Origin of the sequence: Planifilum fimeticola (genome assembly GCF_003001905.1) — a bacterium.
Classification (GTDB): Bacteria; Bacillota; Bacilli; order Thermoactinomycetales; family DSM-44946; genus Planifilum; species Planifilum fimeticola.
Genome location: NZ_PVNE01000017.1, coordinates 1 through 18,219, shown reverse-complemented (window position 1 = coordinate 18,219; position 18,219 = coordinate 1). Strand labels below are relative to the sequence as shown.

The 18,219-nt window shown below is 56.6% G+C and carries 19 protein-coding genes; 14 read left to right on the top strand and 5 right to left on the bottom strand.

Going from position 1 to position 18,219, the window contains the following annotated elements; genetic code table 11:
* On the bottom strand, positions 1-315 hold the full coding sequence (locus CLV97_RS10960; protein ID WP_106345573.1) for a hypothetical protein: 315 nt from the start codon (positions 313-315) through the stop codon (positions 1-3).
* 94 nt (positions 316-409) lie between these two features.
* On the opposite strand from CLV97_RS10960, the gene CLV97_RS10955 reads away from it, so the two are divergent.
* The gene (locus tag CLV97_RS10955; RefSeq protein ID WP_170070469.1) at positions 410-1,354 is read left to right on the top strand and encodes an ATP-dependent DNA ligase; all 945 of its coding nucleotides are present in this window, start codon (positions 410-412) and stop codon (positions 1,352-1,354) included.
* Between the two features lie 22 nt (positions 1,355-1,376).
* Here CLV97_RS10955 and CLV97_RS10950 read toward each other — a convergent pair whose 3' ends face one another.
* Positions 1,377-1,610: a hypothetical protein gene (locus tag CLV97_RS10950; protein WP_106345571.1), complete on the bottom strand. Its 234-nt coding sequence runs from the start codon at positions 1,608-1,610 to the stop codon at positions 1,377-1,379.
* 122 nt (positions 1,611-1,732) lie between these two features.
* On the opposite strand from CLV97_RS10950, the gene ligD reads away from it, so the two are divergent.
* The gene (gene ligD, locus CLV97_RS10945) at positions 1,733-2,638 is read left to right on the top strand and encodes a non-homologous end-joining DNA ligase (protein ID WP_106345570.1); all 906 of its coding nucleotides are present in this window, start codon (positions 1,733-1,735) and stop codon (positions 2,636-2,638) included.
* 100 nt (positions 2,639-2,738) lie between these two features.
* Positions 2,739-3,998, top strand: a complete 1,260-nt coding sequence (locus tag CLV97_RS10940) for an amidohydrolase (RefSeq protein WP_106345630.1) — start codon at positions 2,739-2,741, stop codon at positions 3,996-3,998.
* Positions 3,999-4,076: 78 nt separating this feature from the next.
* On the opposite strand, the gene CLV97_RS10935 is transcribed toward CLV97_RS10940, so the two are convergent.
* Entirely contained in the window at positions 4,077-4,271 is a 195-nt protein-coding gene (locus CLV97_RS10935; protein WP_106345569.1) for a hypothetical protein, read from the bottom strand.
* A 173-nt stretch (positions 4,272-4,444) separates the two neighbouring features.
* Between CLV97_RS10935 and CLV97_RS10930 the strand changes: the two genes are divergently transcribed.
* From CLV97_RS10930 to ehuA, 8 genes are all read left to right on the top strand, one after another.
* Positions 4,445-5,098 (top strand): hypothetical protein, encoded by a 654-nt coding sequence (locus tag CLV97_RS10930; protein ID WP_106345568.1) that lies wholly within the window; start codon positions 4,445-4,447, stop codon positions 5,096-5,098.
* A 112-nt stretch (positions 5,099-5,210) separates the two neighbouring features.
* Positions 5,211-5,735: a hypothetical protein gene (locus CLV97_RS10925; RefSeq protein ID WP_146130474.1), complete on the top strand. Its 525-nt coding sequence runs from the start codon at positions 5,211-5,213 to the stop codon at positions 5,733-5,735.
* Positions 5,732-7,237: an AAA family ATPase gene (locus CLV97_RS10920; RefSeq protein WP_106345566.1), complete on the top strand. Its 1,506-nt coding sequence runs from the start codon at positions 5,732-5,734 to the stop codon at positions 7,235-7,237. The genes CLV97_RS10925 and CLV97_RS10920 overlap by 4 nt, the downstream gene beginning before the upstream one ends.
* Positions 7,238-7,324: 87 nt before the next feature.
* Positions 7,325-8,509 carry a pyridoxal phosphate-dependent aminotransferase gene (locus CLV97_RS10915; protein ID WP_106345565.1) on the top strand — a complete coding sequence of 395 codons (1,185 nt, stop codon included), beginning with the start codon at positions 7,325-7,327 and terminating at the stop codon, positions 8,507-8,509.
* Positions 8,510-8,802: 293 nt separating this feature from the next.
* The gene (gene ehuB, locus CLV97_RS10910; RefSeq protein WP_245891487.1) at positions 8,803-9,675 is read left to right on the top strand and encodes an ectoine/hydroxyectoine ABC transporter substrate-binding protein EhuB; all 873 of its coding nucleotides are present in this window, start codon (positions 8,803-8,805) and stop codon (positions 9,673-9,675) included.
* Between the two features lie 48 nt (positions 9,676-9,723).
* Positions 9,724-10,389 carry an ectoine/hydroxyectoine ABC transporter permease subunit EhuC gene (gene ehuC, locus CLV97_RS10905; RefSeq protein WP_245891486.1) on the top strand — a complete coding sequence of 222 codons (666 nt, stop codon included), beginning with the start codon at positions 9,724-9,726 and terminating at the stop codon, positions 10,387-10,389.
* Between the two features lies 1 nt (position 10,390).
* Positions 10,391-11,083, top strand: a complete 693-nt coding sequence (gene ehuD / locus CLV97_RS10900) for an ectoine/hydroxyectoine ABC transporter permease subunit EhuD (RefSeq protein ID WP_211295734.1) — start codon at positions 10,391-10,393, stop codon at positions 11,081-11,083.
* A gap of 21 nt (positions 11,084-11,104) precedes the next feature.
* Complete coding sequence (gene ehuA, locus CLV97_RS10895; protein WP_106345564.1) at positions 11,105-11,929, top strand: ectoine/hydroxyectoine ABC transporter ATP-binding protein EhuA; 825 nt, start codon at positions 11,105-11,107, stop codon at positions 11,927-11,929.
* Positions 11,930-11,979: 50 nt separating this feature from the next.
* Here the strand turns inward: ehuA and ilvA are convergent, their stop codons facing one another.
* Complete coding sequence (gene ilvA, locus CLV97_RS10890; RefSeq protein WP_106345563.1) at positions 11,980-13,263, bottom strand: threonine ammonia-lyase IlvA; 1,284 nt, start codon at positions 13,261-13,263, stop codon at positions 11,980-11,982.
* Between the two features lie 404 nt (positions 13,264-13,667).
* Entirely contained in the window at positions 13,668-14,288 is a 621-nt protein-coding gene (lexA, locus tag CLV97_RS10885; RefSeq protein WP_106345626.1) for a transcriptional repressor LexA, read from the bottom strand.
* A 228-nt stretch (positions 14,289-14,516) separates the two neighbouring features.
* Between lexA and yneA the strand changes: the two genes are divergently transcribed.
* From yneA to CLV97_RS10870, 3 genes are all read left to right on the top strand, one after another.
* Positions 14,517-14,792, top strand: a complete 276-nt coding sequence (gene yneA, locus CLV97_RS10880) for a cell division suppressor protein YneA (RefSeq protein ID WP_170070468.1) — start codon at positions 14,517-14,519, stop codon at positions 14,790-14,792.
* Positions 14,793-15,121: 329 nt separating this feature from the next.
* Positions 15,122-16,336 carry a quaternary amine ABC transporter ATP-binding protein gene (locus tag CLV97_RS10875; RefSeq protein ID WP_106345561.1) on the top strand — a complete coding sequence of 405 codons (1,215 nt, stop codon included), beginning with the start codon at positions 15,122-15,124 and terminating at the stop codon, positions 16,334-16,336.
* Positions 16,323-18,029, top strand: a complete 1,707-nt coding sequence (locus CLV97_RS10870; protein WP_106345560.1) for an ABC transporter permease/substrate binding protein — start codon at positions 16,323-16,325, stop codon at positions 18,027-18,029. Before CLV97_RS10875 ends, CLV97_RS10870 begins: the two co-directional genes overlap by 14 nt.
* Positions 18,030-18,219 lie beyond the last annotated feature (190 nt).

Genomic DNA, 18,219 nt, shown 5'->3' with positions numbered 1-18,219 from the left:
TCATTCCCCGATCCAATAACGAATGTGGGTCATTTCCTGCGTCGGCCGCTCCTTCACCACATGCCCATCTTCATCGGTGATTACTTCGATTTGACGGTAATGATCCACCTTCCAGCCGCCGTGAACACTGGATCCCTCGTATTGTTCCAGGTACTCCGAACGGTAGGACGGGGCTTCCGGCCTGGCCATCGACGGCACCTCGACGGGAGGCGCCCAGTAGTGACGAACCAGGATGAGGGCGGTCAACATGAAATTGACAGCCACGGCGGTGTACAAGGCGGCGCTTTTCCAACGGTTTTTCCCGGACCAAGACATGGGAATCCTCCGCGAATGAAGGGTTTGTACCAAATATATGGGAATCAACGGCGGTTTAGAATCTTTTCCGAAGGTATCCGGGGGCGAAGAGCATATGTGGACGAAGGAACGGAATCCCGGACCGATCCGGCCGATGGAACCGGTGCTTTCGCAACGGGTGATTGAAGGTACGGATCGCTTGTATCAGGTCAAGTGGGACGGAGTCCGGGCGTTGGCTCACGTGAAAAAGGGGTCGGTTCGCCTGTGGAACCGGCGCCAGCGGGAGCGGACGGAAACCTATCCGGAATTGGTTGCTGCGCTGGGGGAAACGGCCGCAAGCGGCGCGCTGATGGATGGGGAAGTGATCGCTCTGGATCCCGGGACGGGAAAACCCGATTTTTTCCGGGTGCTGAAAAGGGATCTGCCCCGACGCATCGGTCCGGGATTGATGGAGAGGATTCCGGTTTACTATGTGGTGTTTGATCTGATCTATTTGGATGGGAAATGGCTGACCGATCAACCCCTCGAAAAACGGCTGGAGCGGCTGGCCCGCATCCTCCCCGATTCAGGTCGGATTCATCTTTGCGACAGCTATGATGACGGAGAGGCGCTATGGAAGCGCACCGGGGAACAGGGATTGGAAGGGATCGTAATCAAGGAGCGGCTGGGGCGCTATCACATCGGGAAAAAGCACCCCACTTGGCTCAAAGTGAAACATTTCCGGCAGTTGGAGGCGGTCGTCGTCGGCGTCACGCTGCGGCAGGGGCGGGTCAATTCGCTGCTTCTGGCCCGGGAGGAGGAAGGAAGCTTCACCTACATCGGCCGGGCCTCCTCCGGTCTGGATCAGGAACGCATCGAGGCCCTGACGAGGGTGTTGCCCCACATCCGGCGGGAAGGTCCCCCGCTTTCTCTCACTCGCGTCCCGCCTGCGGCGAAGATTTGGGTGGAACCCCTGCTTCGGGCTCAAATCCGTTTTTTGGAATGGACCCCCGACGGAACCCTGCGCAGCCCGTCCATTCTCTCCCTGGAAGTAAAAAATCCAACTCCCGACACCGGATGACGGTTTCGGGAGTTGGAGCGGATCACCAGTAGAAACGGCGACGACGGGGAAAGAACGGCGGCGGAAAGAAGATCGGGGGATAGATGGGGATGGGAATGATCGGGAAGAAGGGGAAGACGCTGACCCGCGGGTCGTATCCGGGGTATCCCATAGCGCCATCGTATCCGTAGGGGGAGTATCCGGAATCCTCTCCGTAATGTTCCCAGATTTCGGCTTGTGAAGAATCCTGTGAAGGAACCATTTTCCTTTCTCTCACGCTTCCTCCTCCTCTTTCGCAAGTGGTTCTGTTTGCAATGTATGTAGCGGCTTCTCCGGTAGACATTTGTCCCACCCGATTTGGGCGTTTGTCCGGTCCGGGACGCAAGGGGGCGATAGGAGATGACGGACCAACGAGTGGTGTCGGTGGAAGGCAAAGAAATCGCGATCACCAATCCGGAGAAAATGCTGTACCCGTCGGCCGGGATCACCAAATGGGATTACGTCCTGCACTTGACCCGATTGGCTCCCTATCTGCTGCCCCACTCCCGGCGCAGGTTTTTGACCACCATTCGGTATCCCCACGGAACCGGCGACGAATTCTTTTATCAGAAAAACGTCCCATCCCATGCGCCCGATTGGATTCCCACGGCTCGGGACGGAAAGGTCACCTACATCCTGCTGGAGGATACGCCCACTTTGGTCTGGCTGGCCAATCTGGCCTGTTTGGAATTTCATCTCTCCTTCAACCTTGTGGACGATCCCGATCATCCGCCGGAACTGGTCTTCGATCTGGACCCCTCCGTGGAGGGGTTTGGCCGGGTGATGGAAGTGGCCCTCCTGACTCGGGAGGTGCTGAACCAGCTGGATCTGGATGCCTTGGTGAAGACATCCGGGGCCACCGGATTGCAGCTCTATATTCCCTTGAAGGGTCGGTTCACTTTTGAGCAGACGCGCAGAGTGAGCCATTTTATCGCGCGATACCTGGAGGAAAAACATCCGCGGCTCATCACCCTGGAACGGATCAAAAAAAACCGCGGCGATAAGGTGTATTTCGACTATCTCCAGCATTGGAGGGGAAAATCCCTGATCGCCCCCTACTCGCCGCGAGCCAGGGAACAAGCGACGGTTTCCACCCCATTGAAGTGGTCGGAGCTGAGGCCGGGACTTGTCCCGGAGCAGTTCACCCTTCCGGCGGTTCACCGCCGCCTGGCAGAGACGGGAGACCTGTTTCAACCGCTTCTGTCCCGGGAAAACCGCTTTGATTTGTCGCGCATATTGGATTTTGTGGAGAGGAAGCGGAAATGACTTGTCTCCCCGCAAGGTTTGCGATATGGTGGGTGTGTCGAAGCTGCCAAGGGAGGGAAGACGGTTGAAGCGCCTGTTTGTTCATGCGACCATCTTGACCATGAAGGAAGGAGAGGTTCCCCTGAAGGATGCGGCCATGGCCGTTGAGGACGACCGGATCGCCTATGTAGGCCCGGTGCCGTCGGAGACCGACGGATACGATGAAGTGGTAAACATGACCGGAAAAGCGATTTTGCCGGGATTCGTGAATACCCACGGACACGCCGCCATGTCTTTGCTCAGGGGATTTGCCGACGATGATCCGCTGCAAACCTGGCTCGAAGAGAAAATTTGGCCGATGGAGGCCCGCTTCGGTCCCGAACAGAATCGTTGGGGCTCGGCCTTGTCCGTTTTGGAGATGATCAAGGGAGGCACCACCTGCTTTCTGGACATGTATGACTACATGGATCAGGTGGGACAAGTGGTGGAGGAAGCGGGGATCCGCGCGGTCCTGTGCCGGGGTGCCATCGGCCTTTGTTCCGAGGAGGAGCGAAAGGCCAAATTGGAGGAAGCGGTCAACTTCGCCCGGGAGTGGAACGGGGCGGCGAAGGGGAGAATCACGACGATGATGGCCCCCCACGCCCCCTACACCTGTCCCCCCGACTACATTGTCCGTTTTGTGGAAAAGGCTCAGGAATTGGGGATTCCCATTCATACCCACATGTCGGAGACGGAGGCGGAAGTCCGCCTCAATGTGGAGCAATACGGCCTGCGTCCCGTGGAGCACCTGCGCCGGCTGGGCTTTTTCGACGTGCCGGCCCTGGTAGCCCATGCGGTTCACCTGACGCCGGAGGAGATCGGAATTTTGGCGGAATACGGCGTAAAAGTCTCCCACAACCCGGGAAGCAATCTGAAGCTGGGCAGCGGAATTGCGCCGATTCCGGAGATGCTCAAGGCGGGCATTCGCCCATCGTTGGGCACGGACGGCCCGGCGAGCAACAATAACCTGGACATGTTGGAGGAGATCCGGCTGGCGGCCCTCATCCACAAGGGCGTCAACCGGGATCCCCAGGCCGTTCCCGCGCCCGTCGCCCTGCGGATGGGCACCTTATACGGTGCGGAATCCCTTTTCCTGGAGGACCGGATCGGAACTCTGGAGTCGGGAAAGAAGGCGGATTTCATCACCGTGGATCTGACGGGGCCGCACATGCAGCCCCTGCACGACGTTGAATCCCATCTGGTTTACTCCGCTTCCCGCGACGACGTGTTGGATGTTTACGTGGACGGCCGGCCCCTGCTCCGGAACCGGGAATGCCTCACCCTTGACGAAGAGAAGATCCGGTATCATGCGCAAAGGGCTTTTGATGCGATTCGGCCGTGAAAAAACCTGCCGCGCGGGCAGGTAAATGATGGGGGAGGCGAATAGGCAGGAGAAGGTTTGTTAAAAACTAACGACAGATTAAACTTTCAACTCGATGTTCAGTCGAAAACGGAGGGGGATTTCTTCGTCTTCGACCTCAAACAGTCGGTTTCGCCGGGAAGGGGATGCCCAGGATTCCGTGTGCAAAAACGGGCGGATTTTCTCCATTTCCTCCCCGGACAGGTGCGTTTCCAGGGTTCCGACCAGCCATCCGGGGGAAAGGGACGCGGTCACCTCATCACCTCCTCCGCGTAAATTATTATCTCCGGCAGGACCCCCGACGATGAGTTCACATTTTTTCATGTATGCCCATCGGATGGGCATTTTTCTTTTGAAAGGTGATAAGGGACAAACCGCTTGCGTACATATGGAAGGAAATCCTGCTACACGAAGGGGAGAACCGCGTCATGCGCAAACTGTGGTGGCTGTTTGCTTTGATTTTCCTCCTCCTCGGATGCAGCGTGCACACGGAGCCGTCGCCAACCGGCACCATATCCGACCAGACGTCGCTTCGGGAAAATTTGAATCAGATTGTGAAACGGCAGTTGGATCGCGAGCCCTTATCCTTTTCGATCATCCTTGAGGATCATTCCGATTACCGCTTCGTCGGCGAACAAAAGGGTGCGGACTGGACGCTGAAAAGCGAAGGTACGGACGAACCGATCAAATTGACCAAGAAAGGGGATCAAATCGAACTCGTCCAAAGCGATAACAGGGAAAAATTGTCCCAGCGCCAATTGGGGCTGATTTCCCCCCGGGACCATCTCATTTTGCTCCAGGAGGCGGCCGGACGGATCAAGCCGATTCCCGCTACGGAAGAGGGAATTGAGGGAATGGAGATTATTTTGGACAAGGGGAAGATCGGACAGATCGTGGAACAGCAGATGGGATCCCAAGAAACGGCTCGGGAGGTCGCTCTGAACGCCAGTCGAAAAATCCAGGTGCGCTATCATCTGTGGTACCGAACCCGCGACCGGGAGCTGACCCGCATGGAAATCCACCTGGATTCGACGAATCCATCCTCGGAGAAGCGCGTTCGATACATCTTTCGAAATCCGTAACCGCGGCAAACCGCCGCATTTTTTATTCCATAAATTCCTATCATCTGACAATATGTTATATATGATATAATTTAAATGAATTTTTATCGTGTGGAGGGGAGGCGTGACATCGGTGAATATCCGCGCAATGCCCGCGGTGTTGAGCTTGCTTGTCACGCTGATCGTCTTGTTTGGAGGCTATTTCGCGCACCAGTGGTTCAATGTCGAAAAGCCGCTGAAAAACATGATCCAATCGACACCGCATGTGACACTGGAAGAATTGCGGGTAAATCCCGATCGCATTGAGATTCGATTGAACGCCGATGAAAATTTTTCATTGGCTTCTGATTATATCCCTCTTCGGGAAAAACTGTGTTCTCTTGCCGGGAAACGCCAGGTGAATATCGAACTCACCGACCGCGCCGATGCCCTGTTGGAGAAGGCCTGGAACCGGATGGCTTTCGGCGTGACCGAAGCCGTGGTCCGAAAGCGTTACACCCAAATCCCGGAAGCCGTTGAAAGGGAGGCCGAAACCGCGAAGATCCGTCACGAAGTGGCGATGGACGAACAATTCGTCTATGTGGCCCTTCACCATCATGATCATTCGCTGTACCGGGTGCTCCCCCTGGAGGCCGGCAAGGGAGGTGAGGGAGAGTGATCAGAGGAATCCTGGCCGGAACGCTGATAGGAGGGGTTGTTTTCGCCCTCTATCTCGGCTACGATCCGCTCCCTCTCGTACTGTTGTTGATTGTGACAGGGGGCATCTTTGCATATTTTCACACCCGCTCCGGCAAAGGGATCAGCTTGGCGGGAACGAAAGGGAAGAAGCGGGACATCAGCATACCGGACACCTCCTTTGACGATATCGGCGGTCAAGAACGGGCCAAGAAGGAACTGAAGGAAGCCCTGGATTTCCTGATTCACCGGAAACAGATCGATTCCTACGGTATACGGCCCATCAAAGGGATTCTGTTGACGGGACCGCCGGGCACCGGGAAAACCCTGATGGCCAAAGCTGCCGCCCATTACACCGATTCGGTGTTTGTATCCGCATCGGGGAGCGAATTTGTGGAAATGTATGTGGGAGTCGGGGCGCAGCGCATCCGGCAACTCTTTCGGGAAGCCCGCAGGCGGGCGAAAACGAGCGGAAAAAAGAGCGGAGTGGTTTTTATCGATGAAATCGATGCCATCGGGGGAAGGCGCGAAGGAGGCACCCAACACCGGGAATACGACCAGACCCTGAACCAGCTTTTGACGGAGATGGACGGAATCACTTCGGATCAGGAAATCCGGGTCTTGGTGATTGCCGCCACCAACCGGAAAGAGCTCCTGGATTCGGCGCTGCTGCGTCCCGGACGCTTCGACCGGCATATCGAGGTGGATTTGCCGGACATGCGCGCCCGAAAGCAGATTCTTCAGCTGCACACGCGGAACAAACCCCTGGACGACGCGGTGGACCTCGAAAAGGTTGCCGCAGAGACCTTTGGCTTTTCCGGGGCCCAGTTGGAGAGCCTGACCAATGAAGCGGCCATTTACGCGCTCCGGGACGGGGAAAAGAAGATTGGTCCCCATCATCTCTCCGCTGCCATCGACAAGGTGATGATGGGCGAGAAGACTGACAAGCAGGCGACGCGGGAAGAGCGGGAGCGCGTCGCGGTTCACGAATTGGGGCACGCCGTCGTCGCCGAAATCGTCCAACCCGGATCCGTTTCCCGGGTCTCCCTTTCTCCCCGCGGTCAGGCGCTGGGATATGTGCGGCAGCATCCCGGTGAAGACCGTTACCTGTATACCCGGGAAGAGATCGAGGGGCGGATCATGGTCTGTCTCGCCGGCACCGCGGCGGAACGGGAATTTTACGGGAATCGCAGCACCGGCGCCCAAAACGATTTTCAGCAGGCTCACCGTTATGTCCGCATGTTGATCCAGACCGGACTGTCGGATCTGGGGATTGTGGATCCGGAATTGGTGAGCAAAGAGCAGATGCATGAGGAGGCTGTTCGCATCCTGAAAGAGCTGGAAGAGCGGACAAGCCGTATCCTTTCCGAATACAGGCGGGCGATGGAACAGTCCCTGCAGACTCTGCTATCGGAAGAGGTTTTGTCCGGCGAAGAGTTTCGCCGGCTGCTTCGATCACAGGCACCTGAAAAGGCCCGGATCTGATCCGGGTTTTTTTGTGCCGAACATCTTCTTAAATGAGAATCTTTTTGGGATAATAGAGCGTGAGCAGAGTATGGGGGGAGAGAGAAAGTGAAACTGTCCAAGCGGGTTCAGCAGCTGACGCCATCGACCACTTTGGCCATCACGGCAAAGGCCAAGGCGTTGAGAAAACAAGGGCACGATGTGATCGGACTCGGTGCCGGAGAGCCGGACTTCAACACGCCCGATCCGATTCTCCGGGCCGCCGAGGAGGCCATGCGCGCCGGCCACACCAAATATACACCCTCCGGGGGGATACCCGAACTGAAACAGGCGATCGTCGAGAAGTTCCGCCGTGACAACGGACTGACTTATCAGCCCGAGCAGATTGTCGTGACCTCGGGGGCCAAGCACGCCCTGTACAACCTGTTCCAAGTGCTCATCGATCCGGGAGACGAGGTGATCATTCCCGCCCCTTATTGGGTCAGCTATATCGAGCAGGTGAAATTGGCCGGAGGGGTTCCGGTCATCATTCGGGGAGAAGAATCGCGATCCTTCAAGGTCACGCCGGAGCAGCTTCGCGGTGCAATCACGGAGCGGACCCGGGCTTTTCTCATCAACAGCCCGTCCAACCCCACCGGAATGGTGTACAACCGCGAAGAATTGGAGGCTTTGGGCCGGGTTTGCCTGGAGCACGGACTGGTGATCATCTCCGACGAAATTTATGAGCACCTGATTTACGGGGATGAGGCGCACGTGAGCATCGCCCAGCTGGGGCCGGAATTTTATGAGCGAACCATCGTGATCAACGGAGTCTCCAAAACCTATTCCATGACGGGCTGGCGCATCGGCTATGCCGCGGGCCATGCCGAGGTGATCCAAGCCATGACCGGTCTGTCCAGCCATTCCACTTCCAATCCCACATCGGTGGCCCAGTATGCGGCACTGGCGGCGCTAACCGGCTCACAGGAACCGGTCCAAGAGATGAAAAAAGCCTTCAAGGAGCGGAGAGATTACGTCGTCCAGCGGATCCGAAACATCGAGGGGTTGGGCATTCAGGAACCCCAGGGGGCCTTTTACGCCTTTGTCAATGTCCGGAATGTCGTCGAAGCGTCGGGGCGGTTCCGGGACGTGGATGAGTGGGTGAAGGCGCTGCTGGAGGAAGAGCTCGTCGCCGTCGTTCCGGGTTCCGGTTTCGGCTCGCCCGATCATATCCGCATCTCCTATGCGACCTCGATGGATCAGCTGGAAAAGGCGATGGATCGGATCGAGCGGTTTGTGAAAAAGCACCGGTGAATCTTGCCAAGACCAAGACGGTCTTCCCGCGCGGGAAGGCCGTTTTTTGATCCGGCGAATCGCAAACACATGTTTGTATATCGTCAGTATATGGACGGATACGGCTTGAAACGGGAGGATTTATAAAGGTCGCGTTTCTCACCCCCGACCAGCGGGACTGGCTTTGGCAGGAACACGATGTCCCTTTATCCTCCTTTTTGACCCTTTCTGTCCGAAAACGATAAAATAGATGGGCAAATCGCGAATTATCCAAATTGATCGGGAAAATGGAACGGATATCGGGAGGGAACGGTTTGAAGTTTATCATTCGGTTTGCCTTGATCGCTCTGTTGGCCGCATTTGCCGCCGGGTGCGGCGCTCTGGACGTAGGGGGATCCGGCGGTTCTGCTCTGCAAAAGGCCAAGGAAGAGGGCGTGATCAAGGTCGGGTTTGCCAACGAAAAACCCTACGCGTACCGGACCGAGGACGGCAAGGTTACCGGTGAGGCGGTGGAGATCGCCCGCCACGCCTTCAAACAGATGGGTATCGAAAGGATCGAACCGGTCCTCACGGACTTCGGACAGCTGATTCCGGGGCTGAAGGCGAAGCGGTTCGACGCCATCACCGCCGGCATGTACATCACTCCGGAACGATGCAAGGAGGTCGCCTTCGCCAACCCGGAATACAAGATCGGCCAAGCGTTGGCGGTGAAGAAAGGGAATCCGAAAAACCTACACAGTTATGAGGATATTGTGGATAATTCCGATGTCACCGTCGCCGTGATGCAGGGAGCCATCGAGAAGCAATATTTGAAGCAGGTGGGTGTGAAGGAAAGCCAGATCAAGACCGTGCAGGATCAGCCCGCCGCCCTGGCCATGCTGAAGACGGGCCGGGTGGATGCCATCACCATGACCGGCCCGGCCCTTCGGGAAGTGTTAAAGGCCGAGGGGGATGACGGAGTGGAAACGGTGGAGGATTTCAAACAACCGATAATAGACGGCGAAAGCATTGTGGGCTACGGCGCGACCGCCTTCAGGAAGGATGACAAGGAATTGCTGGAGGCCTATAACCGGGAGATTCAAAAGATGCAGGAAGGCGGAAAGCTGTTGGAGATCCTGAAACAATTCAACTTTGCGGAGGAGAATTTGCCCGGCGATAAAACCGCCGAGGAACTCTGCAAGGGCTGAAGACCGGGGGCCTTTCGGCCCCTCCGCAATTTTCGCTGAAGTAAGGATGTGGTAGCCATCGGCATTCTGTTTCAAGCCATGCCTTCCCTTGTACAGGGGATGGTCGTCACCCTTCAAGTGCTGCTTTATTCTTCGATTTTGGCCTTTATTTTCTCTTTTTTGGCCGGCTTCGGCCGCCTGTCCCGGTGGCGGCCCCTTCGCTGGGCGACCGGCGCGGTGGTGGAGTTTTTCCGGGGGACCTCCCTGCTGGTCCAGCTGTACTGGCTGTATTTCGCTCTGCCGGTGCTGACCGGAATCAACCTGCCCTCGGGCCTCGTCGGCATTTTGGCCTTCACCCTCAACTACGGCTCCTACGGCTCGGAAGTGGTACGAAGCGCCATCCTGGCCATCCCCCGGGGACAGCACGAGGCGGGGATCGCCCTCAACATGACCCCCGCCCAGCGGATGCGGAGCATCATCCTGCCCCAGGCCTTCCGGATCATGCTCCCTTCCTTCGGCAACCTCCTGATCGAGATGCTGAAGGGAACCGCTCTGCTCTCGCTCATCTTCATCCCCGAGATGACCAACAACATCATCCAGATGCGGAACACCGTGGGCCATACGCCGCAGCTGTTGGGCCTGTTGCTGATCGGCTACTTCGTCATCGGCTATCTCCTGACGAAGATCCTGCGCTGGGTGGAAAACCGGTTCCGTACGGGAAGGGCGGCGGTCTGACATGGTGTGGAAGTGGGATTACACCTGGCAGGAAGTGCTTCCGAAGCTGTTCGGCGTCCTTCACGTGACGATCGGAGCGACGGTGGCGGGATTTCTGTTGGCTCTGGTGCTGGGACTGGTTCTCGCCTTGGGGCGCCGCTCCAAAAACCGAATCCTCTCCGGCCTCGCCGGGGGCGTGGTGGAGTTTGTCCGGCTCACGCCGCTTCTGGTGCAGCTGTATTTCATCTACTTCGTGATGCCGGAAATCGGCCTCACCTTGAGCGCCTTTGCGGCGGGGGTGCTGGGATTGGGAATCCACTACGCCGCCTACATTTCGGAGGTGTACCGGGCCGGGATCGATTCGGTGAGCAAGGGGCAGTGGGAGGCGACGACGGCCCTCAATTTCTCCAAGCGGCAGATGTGGCAGAGCATCATCCTGCCCCAGGCGATACGCCCCGTCGTTCCCGTCCTGGGCAATTACCTGATCGTCATGTTCAAGGAGACGCCCTACCTTTCCGCCATCGGCCTGATGGAGATGGTGGGCACCGCCAAGGAGATCGGGGCGGAAACCTTCCGGTACATGGAGCCGATGACGCTGGTGGGGATCTTCTTCCTGATCCTCAGCTATGCGGCCTCCCTGCTCGTGAAGCGGGTGGAGCGGAAGATCGATCTGAACCGGTTGGGAGAGCGGACGAAGTCCGCCGCGGAAGGATGAACGGGAGGGAGTGGTTGAAAAGTGAAGGCAAAGGCGGAAGAGCGGGCGCCGTCTTCCCGAAAGGCGGAGCCGATCGTCAGGTATCGGGGGATCAACAAGTATTTCGGCGACCATCACGTGCTCAAAAACATCGATTTTGACCTGTACCCCGGGGAGCGGGTGGCGGTCATCGGTCCCAGCGGCTCCGGCAAGACCACCATGGCCCGGGTGCTGATGACCCTGGAGAAGCCGGATTCGGGCACCATCGAAGTGGGCGGGCGGCATCTGTGGCACAAGGAGGTGAACGGGAAACTCGTTCCCGCCGACGAGAAGCACCTGCACGAGGTGCGGAGGGACATCGGGATGGTGTTTCAGCATTTCAACCTGTTCCCCCACATGACCATCCTCCGCAACTGCACGGAGGCGCCGATCAAGGTGCTGGGGCTTTCCCGGGAGGAGGCGGAGGAGCGGGCGAAGAGCATGCTGGAGAAGGTGGGGATGCTGGACAAGATCGATCAGTATCCGGCCAACCTGTCGGGAGGGCAGCAGCAGCGGGTGGCCATCGCCCGGGCGCTGGTGATGCGGCCCAAGGTGATGCTTTTTGACGAGCCCACCTCCGCCCTGGATCCGGAGACCGTGGGGGAAGTGCTCGGGGTGATCAAGGAGATCGCCCGGGAGGGGGAGATGGCGATGATGCTGATCACCCACGAGATGAGCTTCGCCCGGGAGGTGGCGGACCGGGTGGTCTTCTTCGACGAGGGGCGGATCGTGGAACAGGGCCCCCCCTCGAAAATCTTCGGCAACCCGGAAAGCGACCGCCTGCGGGACTTTTTGAGGCGCTTCAACATGATGATGAACGGAAATTGAGATGGCAAAGGGAGGGCGGTCGCCCTCCCTTTTTTCGCTTTTTCGGGGGATCATATTAGCAGATGGAAAAGACGAGGATCCTTGTTGATTTCGATATAAGGGAATCCCTTCTTGTTCATCCGTTCGATCAAGGGAGCATAATCCTCTCGGTTTTTCAGCTCGATTCCGACCAGGGCGGGGCCGTTGTCCTTGTTGTTCTTTTTCGTGTACTCGAACCGGGTGATATCGTCATTCTCCCCCAGCACATCGTCCAGGAACTCGCGCAGGGCGCCGGCCCGTTGCGGGAAATTGATGATGAAATAGTGTTTGAGCCCTTCATAAATCAGAGAGCGCTCTTTGATTTCCTGCATCCGGTCAATGTCGTTGTTCCCGCCGCTGATGATGCAGACCACGTTTTTCCCCCGAATCTGTTCCCGGAAAAAGTCCAGGGCGGAAACGGAAAGCGCGCCGGCGGGTTCGACAACGATCGCATGCTGGTTATACAGGTCCAGGATGGTGGTGCACACTTTCCCTTCCGGCACCGCAACCACTTTATCCACATTTTCCCGGCAGATCTTGAAGGTTAGATTTCCCACCTGCTTGACTGCCGCCCCGTCCACAAAGGGTTCGATCTTCTCCAGTTTCACCACCCGATCCTTTTCCAACGACTCCTTCATGCTTTGGGCGCCGGCGGGCTCCACCCCGATCACCCTGGTATGTGGATACACGCTTTTGATATAGGAGCTGACGCCGGAGATCAGCCCGCCTCCGCCAACGGTGACAAACACGTAGTCCGGGGGCTGTTTCAAGTCGTTGAGGATTTCGATCCCGATGGTGCCCTGCCCGACGATGGTGCGGTAATCGTCAAAGGGGTGGATGAAGGACATTTGGTGTTCCTCCACGTAAGCCATGGCCCGTTGAAAGGAATCGTCAAAGGTGTCGCCGGTCAGGATCACTTCCACGAATTCACCGCCGTAATGCTTCACCTGGTTGATTTTTTGCCGCGGGGTCGTGGTCGGCATGAAAATTTTCCCGGAGATGCCGAGATGACGGCAGGAATAGGCCACTCCCTGGGCGTGGTTTCCCGCGCTGGCGCAGACCACGCCCCTTTTTCGCTCTTCTTCGGAGAGGCTGCAAATGGTGTTGTAGGCGCCCCGAATCTTGAAGGAACGGACGATTTGGAGGTCTTCCCGCTTCAAATGGACGTCGCATCCGTATTCTTCGGACAGGAGGCGATTGTATTCAAGGGGCGTATGCACGCATACTTTTTTTAATCTCTGGCTGGCGATGAGAATATCCTCAATCTTGATATGATCGGCTTGATCGGCGTGCACTTTGTCCAGAGCTTTTCCCATCTCACCTCATCCTTTGGCTTTTTGATATTTATTTGATTTTATAGCGTACCGGTCGCCCGAATGTCCAGCATTTTTCCGAGAGGGATGCGACCGGCGGGCGGGTTGAAGAGTGAAAGGCGATTTCACAAATATTGAGGAATATTTTAACACACTCTCGGGAGCTTGGCACGGCCAGATTTAAGATTCTCCGGGATGGTTCAGGAACTTTTTCAGGAAAAGCGTCCGGCAAGCGAAGCGGAAGGCGATCACTGTTTGAAAGGGGCTCAAAGGATGGGGGATGTGATGCCGGGTGGATGAACTCAAGGGGAGCTCTCAAAAATCTCGGCTGAATCAGGGGGAGTTCGCGAAGAAAATGCCCAATTAAAAAACCTCGCGATTTCGCGAGGATAAATAGCGCCATATGCTCAATGGATGTGGCGAATCAACCCCACCACTTTGCCGAGGATCGTCACCCGGGGAAGCAAAATCGGCTCCATGAGGTCATTTTCCGGTTGAAGGCGGACATAATCCTTTTCCTTGTAGAACCGCTTCACGGTGGCTTCCTCGTCCGGAGTCATGGCCACGACGATGTCGCCGTTGTCTGCGGTGGGTTGTTGCCGGACGATGACGTAATCCTTGTCGAGGATGCCGGCGTTGATCATGCTGTCGCCCTGAACAGAAAGGATAAAATGTTTGCCGTTGCCCACCATCTTTTTGGGAAGGGGAATGTATTCGTCGATATTTTCCACGGCGGTGATCGGTTCCCCGGCAGTTACCTTCCCGACCAGCGGAACCATCACCGTGTCGGTTTCCGCGCGACGTTCCGTCATTGGACGGTCCAAGATTTCAATGGCCCTCGGCTTGGTCGGATCGCGTCGGATGAAGCCTTTTTTTTCCAGGCGAGACAGATGTCCGTGTACGGTCGAACTGGAGGCAAGCCCCACCGCTTCGCCGATTTCCCGGACGGAGGGGGGGTATCCCTTTTCCTCCACCTCTTTTTTTATGTAGTTCAGAATCGCCTGTTGCCGGGGAGACAGTTTGGACATGTGCTCATCTCCTTTCTCGGACACAGGTAATCACCGCCTTCGGCTAAATTGGCACCAAACCCGAAAACCCATACCCGCTTAGTTCATCCCATTTTCAGTATACATGAAATGTGAAAAAAACACAAACATGAGTTCGGGAACACCTTGACAGAACGTTTGTTCTGTTATATGCTCGGGTTGAAGGAAATCATTTGCAGGAACCATCCGGGTGCTGACGGAGGGGATGGGATGAGCCGGAGGGGAATCGCTCTCGTCGGAATCCTCTGTTTTCTGATGGTCGTTCTGGTGGTGTGGGTGGACAGGGCGGCCGGCGACGGTCCGGAGCCGACGGTGAATGTCCGTGTTGAACCCGGCGATACACTATGGGGGTTGGCCCGAAGGTATGCGGACGATTCCGTCGACATCCGGGAACTGATCGGCGATATCCGCCGGATCAATCGTTTGGAGGATGCCGTGATCCATCCCGGGCAAACATTAAAAATTCCCGTCCGAAAAAGGGATTGATCATTCGGCAATCTGGGCACATATGTTTGCGGTTGGGGAGCTATTGTTCGGAAAACGCACGATACCGGAGGATTCCTAAAGAGAACGACTCCTATTATTTCTTTTCATCTATCAGCTGGACTTGATACTTCAACCGCTTTGTCATCGGTTTTGACCGGTGATCTTTTTATTTTTAAAATAAACATGGGTCCTTCGGAGTGCGTTTTTTTATTTTTCCAAGATTGCAGGGTGTCGGGGCCAAGAAAAGGCTTCCGAAGCGCCCCGTTTTGCGCCGTCACATATTATCTGAATATTCTAAAAATGAGAGATCGTGGAAAGGAGGGGGCTCTTTGGCGAAAATCGAGGTGAGGAATCTCACCAAAATTTTCGGGCGTCATCCCTCGCGAGGGCTGGCTTTGGTGAGACAAGGCAAGAGCAAGGAAGAGATCTTCAGGGAGACGGGAATGACCGTCGGTGTCAATCGGGCTTCCTTTTCAGTGGAGGCCGGAGAGGTTTTTGTGATCATGGGTCTGTCCGGAAGCGGCAAGTCCACCCTGGTTCGGCTTTTGAACCGGTTGATTGAACCGACGGAGGGAACGGTGCTTGTCGATGGGGACGACGTGACGAAGATGAGCGCCGATGAGCTGCGGCAAATGCGCAGGACCAAGATGGGGATGGTGTTTCAGCGGTTTGCGCTGTTTCCCCACAAAAGCGTCCGCGAAAATGTGGAATACGGCTTGGAGGTGCAGGGGGTGCCCAAGCGGGAACGCAGGGAAAAGGCCCTGGAGTCCCTGGAGCTGGTGGGTCTGAAGGATTATGCCGACCAAGCCCCCTCGCAACTTTCGGGCGGAATGCAACAGCGGGTGGGCCTGGCCCGAGCATTGGCCACCGATCCGGATATTTTGCTGATGGACGAGGCCTTTAGCGCCCTGGATCCGCTGATCCGCAAGGAAATGCAGGACGAGATGATGGATCTTCAGTCCTCGATGAACAAGACGATCATTTTTATCACCCATGACCTGGACGAGGCACTGCGCATCGGGGACCGCATCGCCCTCATGAAAGACGGAGTGATCGTTCAGATCGGAACCCCGGAAGAGATTCTGACCAACCCGGCAAACGAATATGTGGAAAAATTTGTGGAAGACGTCAACATCACCAAGGTGTTGACAGCCGGCTCCGTCATGAAGCGACCGGAGCAATTGGTTCTGGGCAAGGATGGCCCCCGGGTGGCACTGAAGCGAATGAGGGAAAGGGGTCTCTCCGGGCTGATGGTGGTTGACCGGACCCGGAAACTGATCGGATTTCTGACCGCGGAGGCGGCGAGAAGCTTGTTGGACGAAAAGAACAAGGATAAGACCATGGAAGATGTGTTGGAAAGAGATGTCGTCACGGTGCACAAGGATACACCCGTGAGCGAACTCTTGCCCAAAATGGCGGAAAAACAATTTTCTCATCCGGCAGCGGTCATCGACGATCAGGGCAAGCTGCGCGGAGTGGTGGTGCAAGGCGCCATTTTCGCCACCCTGGCAGGAAATGGGGTGAAGCCGGATGAACCTTCCTAAGCTTCCCTTGGACCGATGGGTGGATGAGTCCGTCCGATGGCTTCAGGAACACTTCGCCGCCCTGTTTGATCTGGTTTCATCGGGGATCCAGCCGCTGGTAGCCTTTTTCCAGTCTCTTTTTACGGCATTGCCCCCGGTGTTGACCGCTGTTCTCATCGCCGCCCTGGCGCTGTTGGCGAGCCGGCTGTCGGTCTCGCTGTTTACCCTGTTCGGCTTGCTTTTGATATACAATCTGGGTTATTGGAATGAGGCGGCGGAAACCATCTCGCTGGTGCTTACTGCCACCACCATTTCCGTCGTCATCGGGGTGCCCCTGGGCATTCTGGCCGCCCGTAGCCGGAAGGCGCAAAACATTATCACCCCGATTCTGGATTTCATGCAGACAATGCCCGCTTTCGTCTACCTGATCCCGGCGGTTTTCTTCTTTGCCCTGGGCGCCGTGCCGGGGGTGATCGCGTCGGTCATCTTCGCGATGCCGCCGACCATTCGACTCACCAATCTCGGAATCCGTCAGGTGGCGGGCGACCTGATCGAGGCGGCGGACGCCTTCGGTTCGACGCCCGCACAGAAGCTCCTCAAGGTGCAACTTCCCCTGGCCAAATCGACGATCATGGCGGGGATCAACCAGACGATCATGCTCTCCCTGTCCATGGTCGTCATCGCTTCCATGATCGGAGCCGGCGGATTGGGCACCGTCGTGCTGCAGGCGATCACGCGCCTGGAGGTCGGAAAGGGATTTGAAGGCGGTCTGTCCATTGTCATTATCGCCATCATCCTGGATCGAATCACCCAAAGCTTGGCCCGGGACAGGAAAAGGGCGCCCATCCCGGAAAAGGGAATCAAAGGACGCTGGAAAGGGATGTTGGCGATCCTGATCATCCTCTCGATGGTCGGAGCCGCCCTGGCTCAGCACCAAGGGGCGGAAAGGCAGACTGTCACCCTGACCTATGTGAATTGGGAATCGGAAGTGGCCAGCACCTATGTGTTGAAGCATGTCCTCGAGGATGAAGGTTTTCATGTGGAATTGAAGGAAGTGGACGCCGGTCCGATGTTCGCCGCGGTGGCCAGCGGAGATGCGGACGGCACGACGGCGGCTTGGCTGCCTGTGACCCACAAGGATTACATGGCTGAATATAAGGATCAGGTGATTGATTTGGGCCCCAATCTGGAGGGGACCAAAGTCGGCCTGGTGGTTCCGGAGTATGTGAAGGCGGATTCCATCGAGGACCTGAAGAATCAGGCGGGTGATTTTGACAAACAGATCATCGGCATCGAAGCGGGCGCCGGCGTCGTCCAACTGACGGAAAAGGCGATCAAGGATTACGGATTGGACATGGAATTGGTGACCAGTTCCAGCGCGGCGATGACCGCATCCCTTGAAAAGGCGTATCGGGCGAAAAAGCCGATCGTGGTCACCGGATGGAAGCCTCACTGGAAATTTGCCAAGATGAAGCTGAAATTCCTGGAGGACCCCAAGAAGACCTTCGGGGAAACGGAGAACATTCATACCCTCGCCCGGAAGGGGCTTCAAGAGGAAAATCCGAAGGCCTATCGGATCATGGATCGGTTCCATTGGACCTCCCAGGACATGGAAGAGGTCATGCTGCTGATTCAGGAGGGAAAAACGCCGGAAGAGGCTGCGGCTCAGTGGGTGAAGAACCACCAGGACAAGGTGAAGGAGTGGACGAAGTAGAATGAACCACCGCCTTATCGGCGGTGGTTGAGATTGATGACAAACCCCCTGGCTCTTTTCGCAAGAAAAGCGCCAGGGGTTGCATGTTTATGGGAAATAAACAGATAAAGGAAATTAGATTTGGTAAATTAGGCGGATCACAAAGCCTTTTCCTCTCTTCGAGAGGAGCAAGGTCATTTTTTTGATGTTT

What these genes read in the sequence shown, in the direction of transcription:
- CLV97_RS10960 (WP_106345573.1), bottom strand. Translation starts at nt 315, where the DNA reads ATGTCTTGGTCCGGGAAAAACCGTTGGAAAAGCGCCGCCTTGTACACC.
- CLV97_RS10955 (WP_170070469.1), top strand. Translation starts at nt 410, where the DNA reads ATGTGGACGAAGGAACGGAATCCCGGACCGATCCGGCCGATGGAACCG.
- ligD (WP_106345570.1), top strand. Translation starts at nt 1,733, where the DNA reads ATGACGGACCAACGAGTGGTGTCGGTGGAAGGCAAAGAAATCGCGATC.
- CLV97_RS10940 (WP_106345630.1), top strand. Translation starts at nt 2,739, where the DNA reads ATGAAGGAAGGAGAGGTTCCCCTGAAGGATGCGGCCATGGCCGTTGAG.
- CLV97_RS10930 (WP_106345568.1), top strand. Translation starts at nt 4,445, where the DNA reads ATGCGCAAACTGTGGTGGCTGTTTGCTTTGATTTTCCTCCTCCTCGGA.
- ehuD (WP_211295734.1), top strand. Translation starts at nt 10,391, where the DNA reads ATGGTGTGGAAGTGGGATTACACCTGGCAGGAAGTGCTTCCGAAGCTG.
- ilvA (WP_106345563.1), bottom strand. Translation starts at nt 13,263, where the DNA reads ATGGGAAAAGCTCTGGACAAAGTGCACGCCGATCAAGCCGATCATATC.
- lexA (WP_106345626.1), bottom strand. Translation starts at nt 14,288, where the DNA reads ATGTCCAAACTGTCTCCCCGGCAACAGGCGATTCTGAACTACATAAAA.
- yneA (WP_170070468.1), top strand. Translation starts at nt 14,517, where the DNA reads ATGAGCCGGAGGGGAATCGCTCTCGTCGGAATCCTCTGTTTTCTGATG.
- CLV97_RS10870 (WP_106345560.1), top strand. Translation starts at nt 16,323, where the DNA reads ATGAACCTTCCTAAGCTTCCCTTGGACCGATGGGTGGATGAGTCCGTC.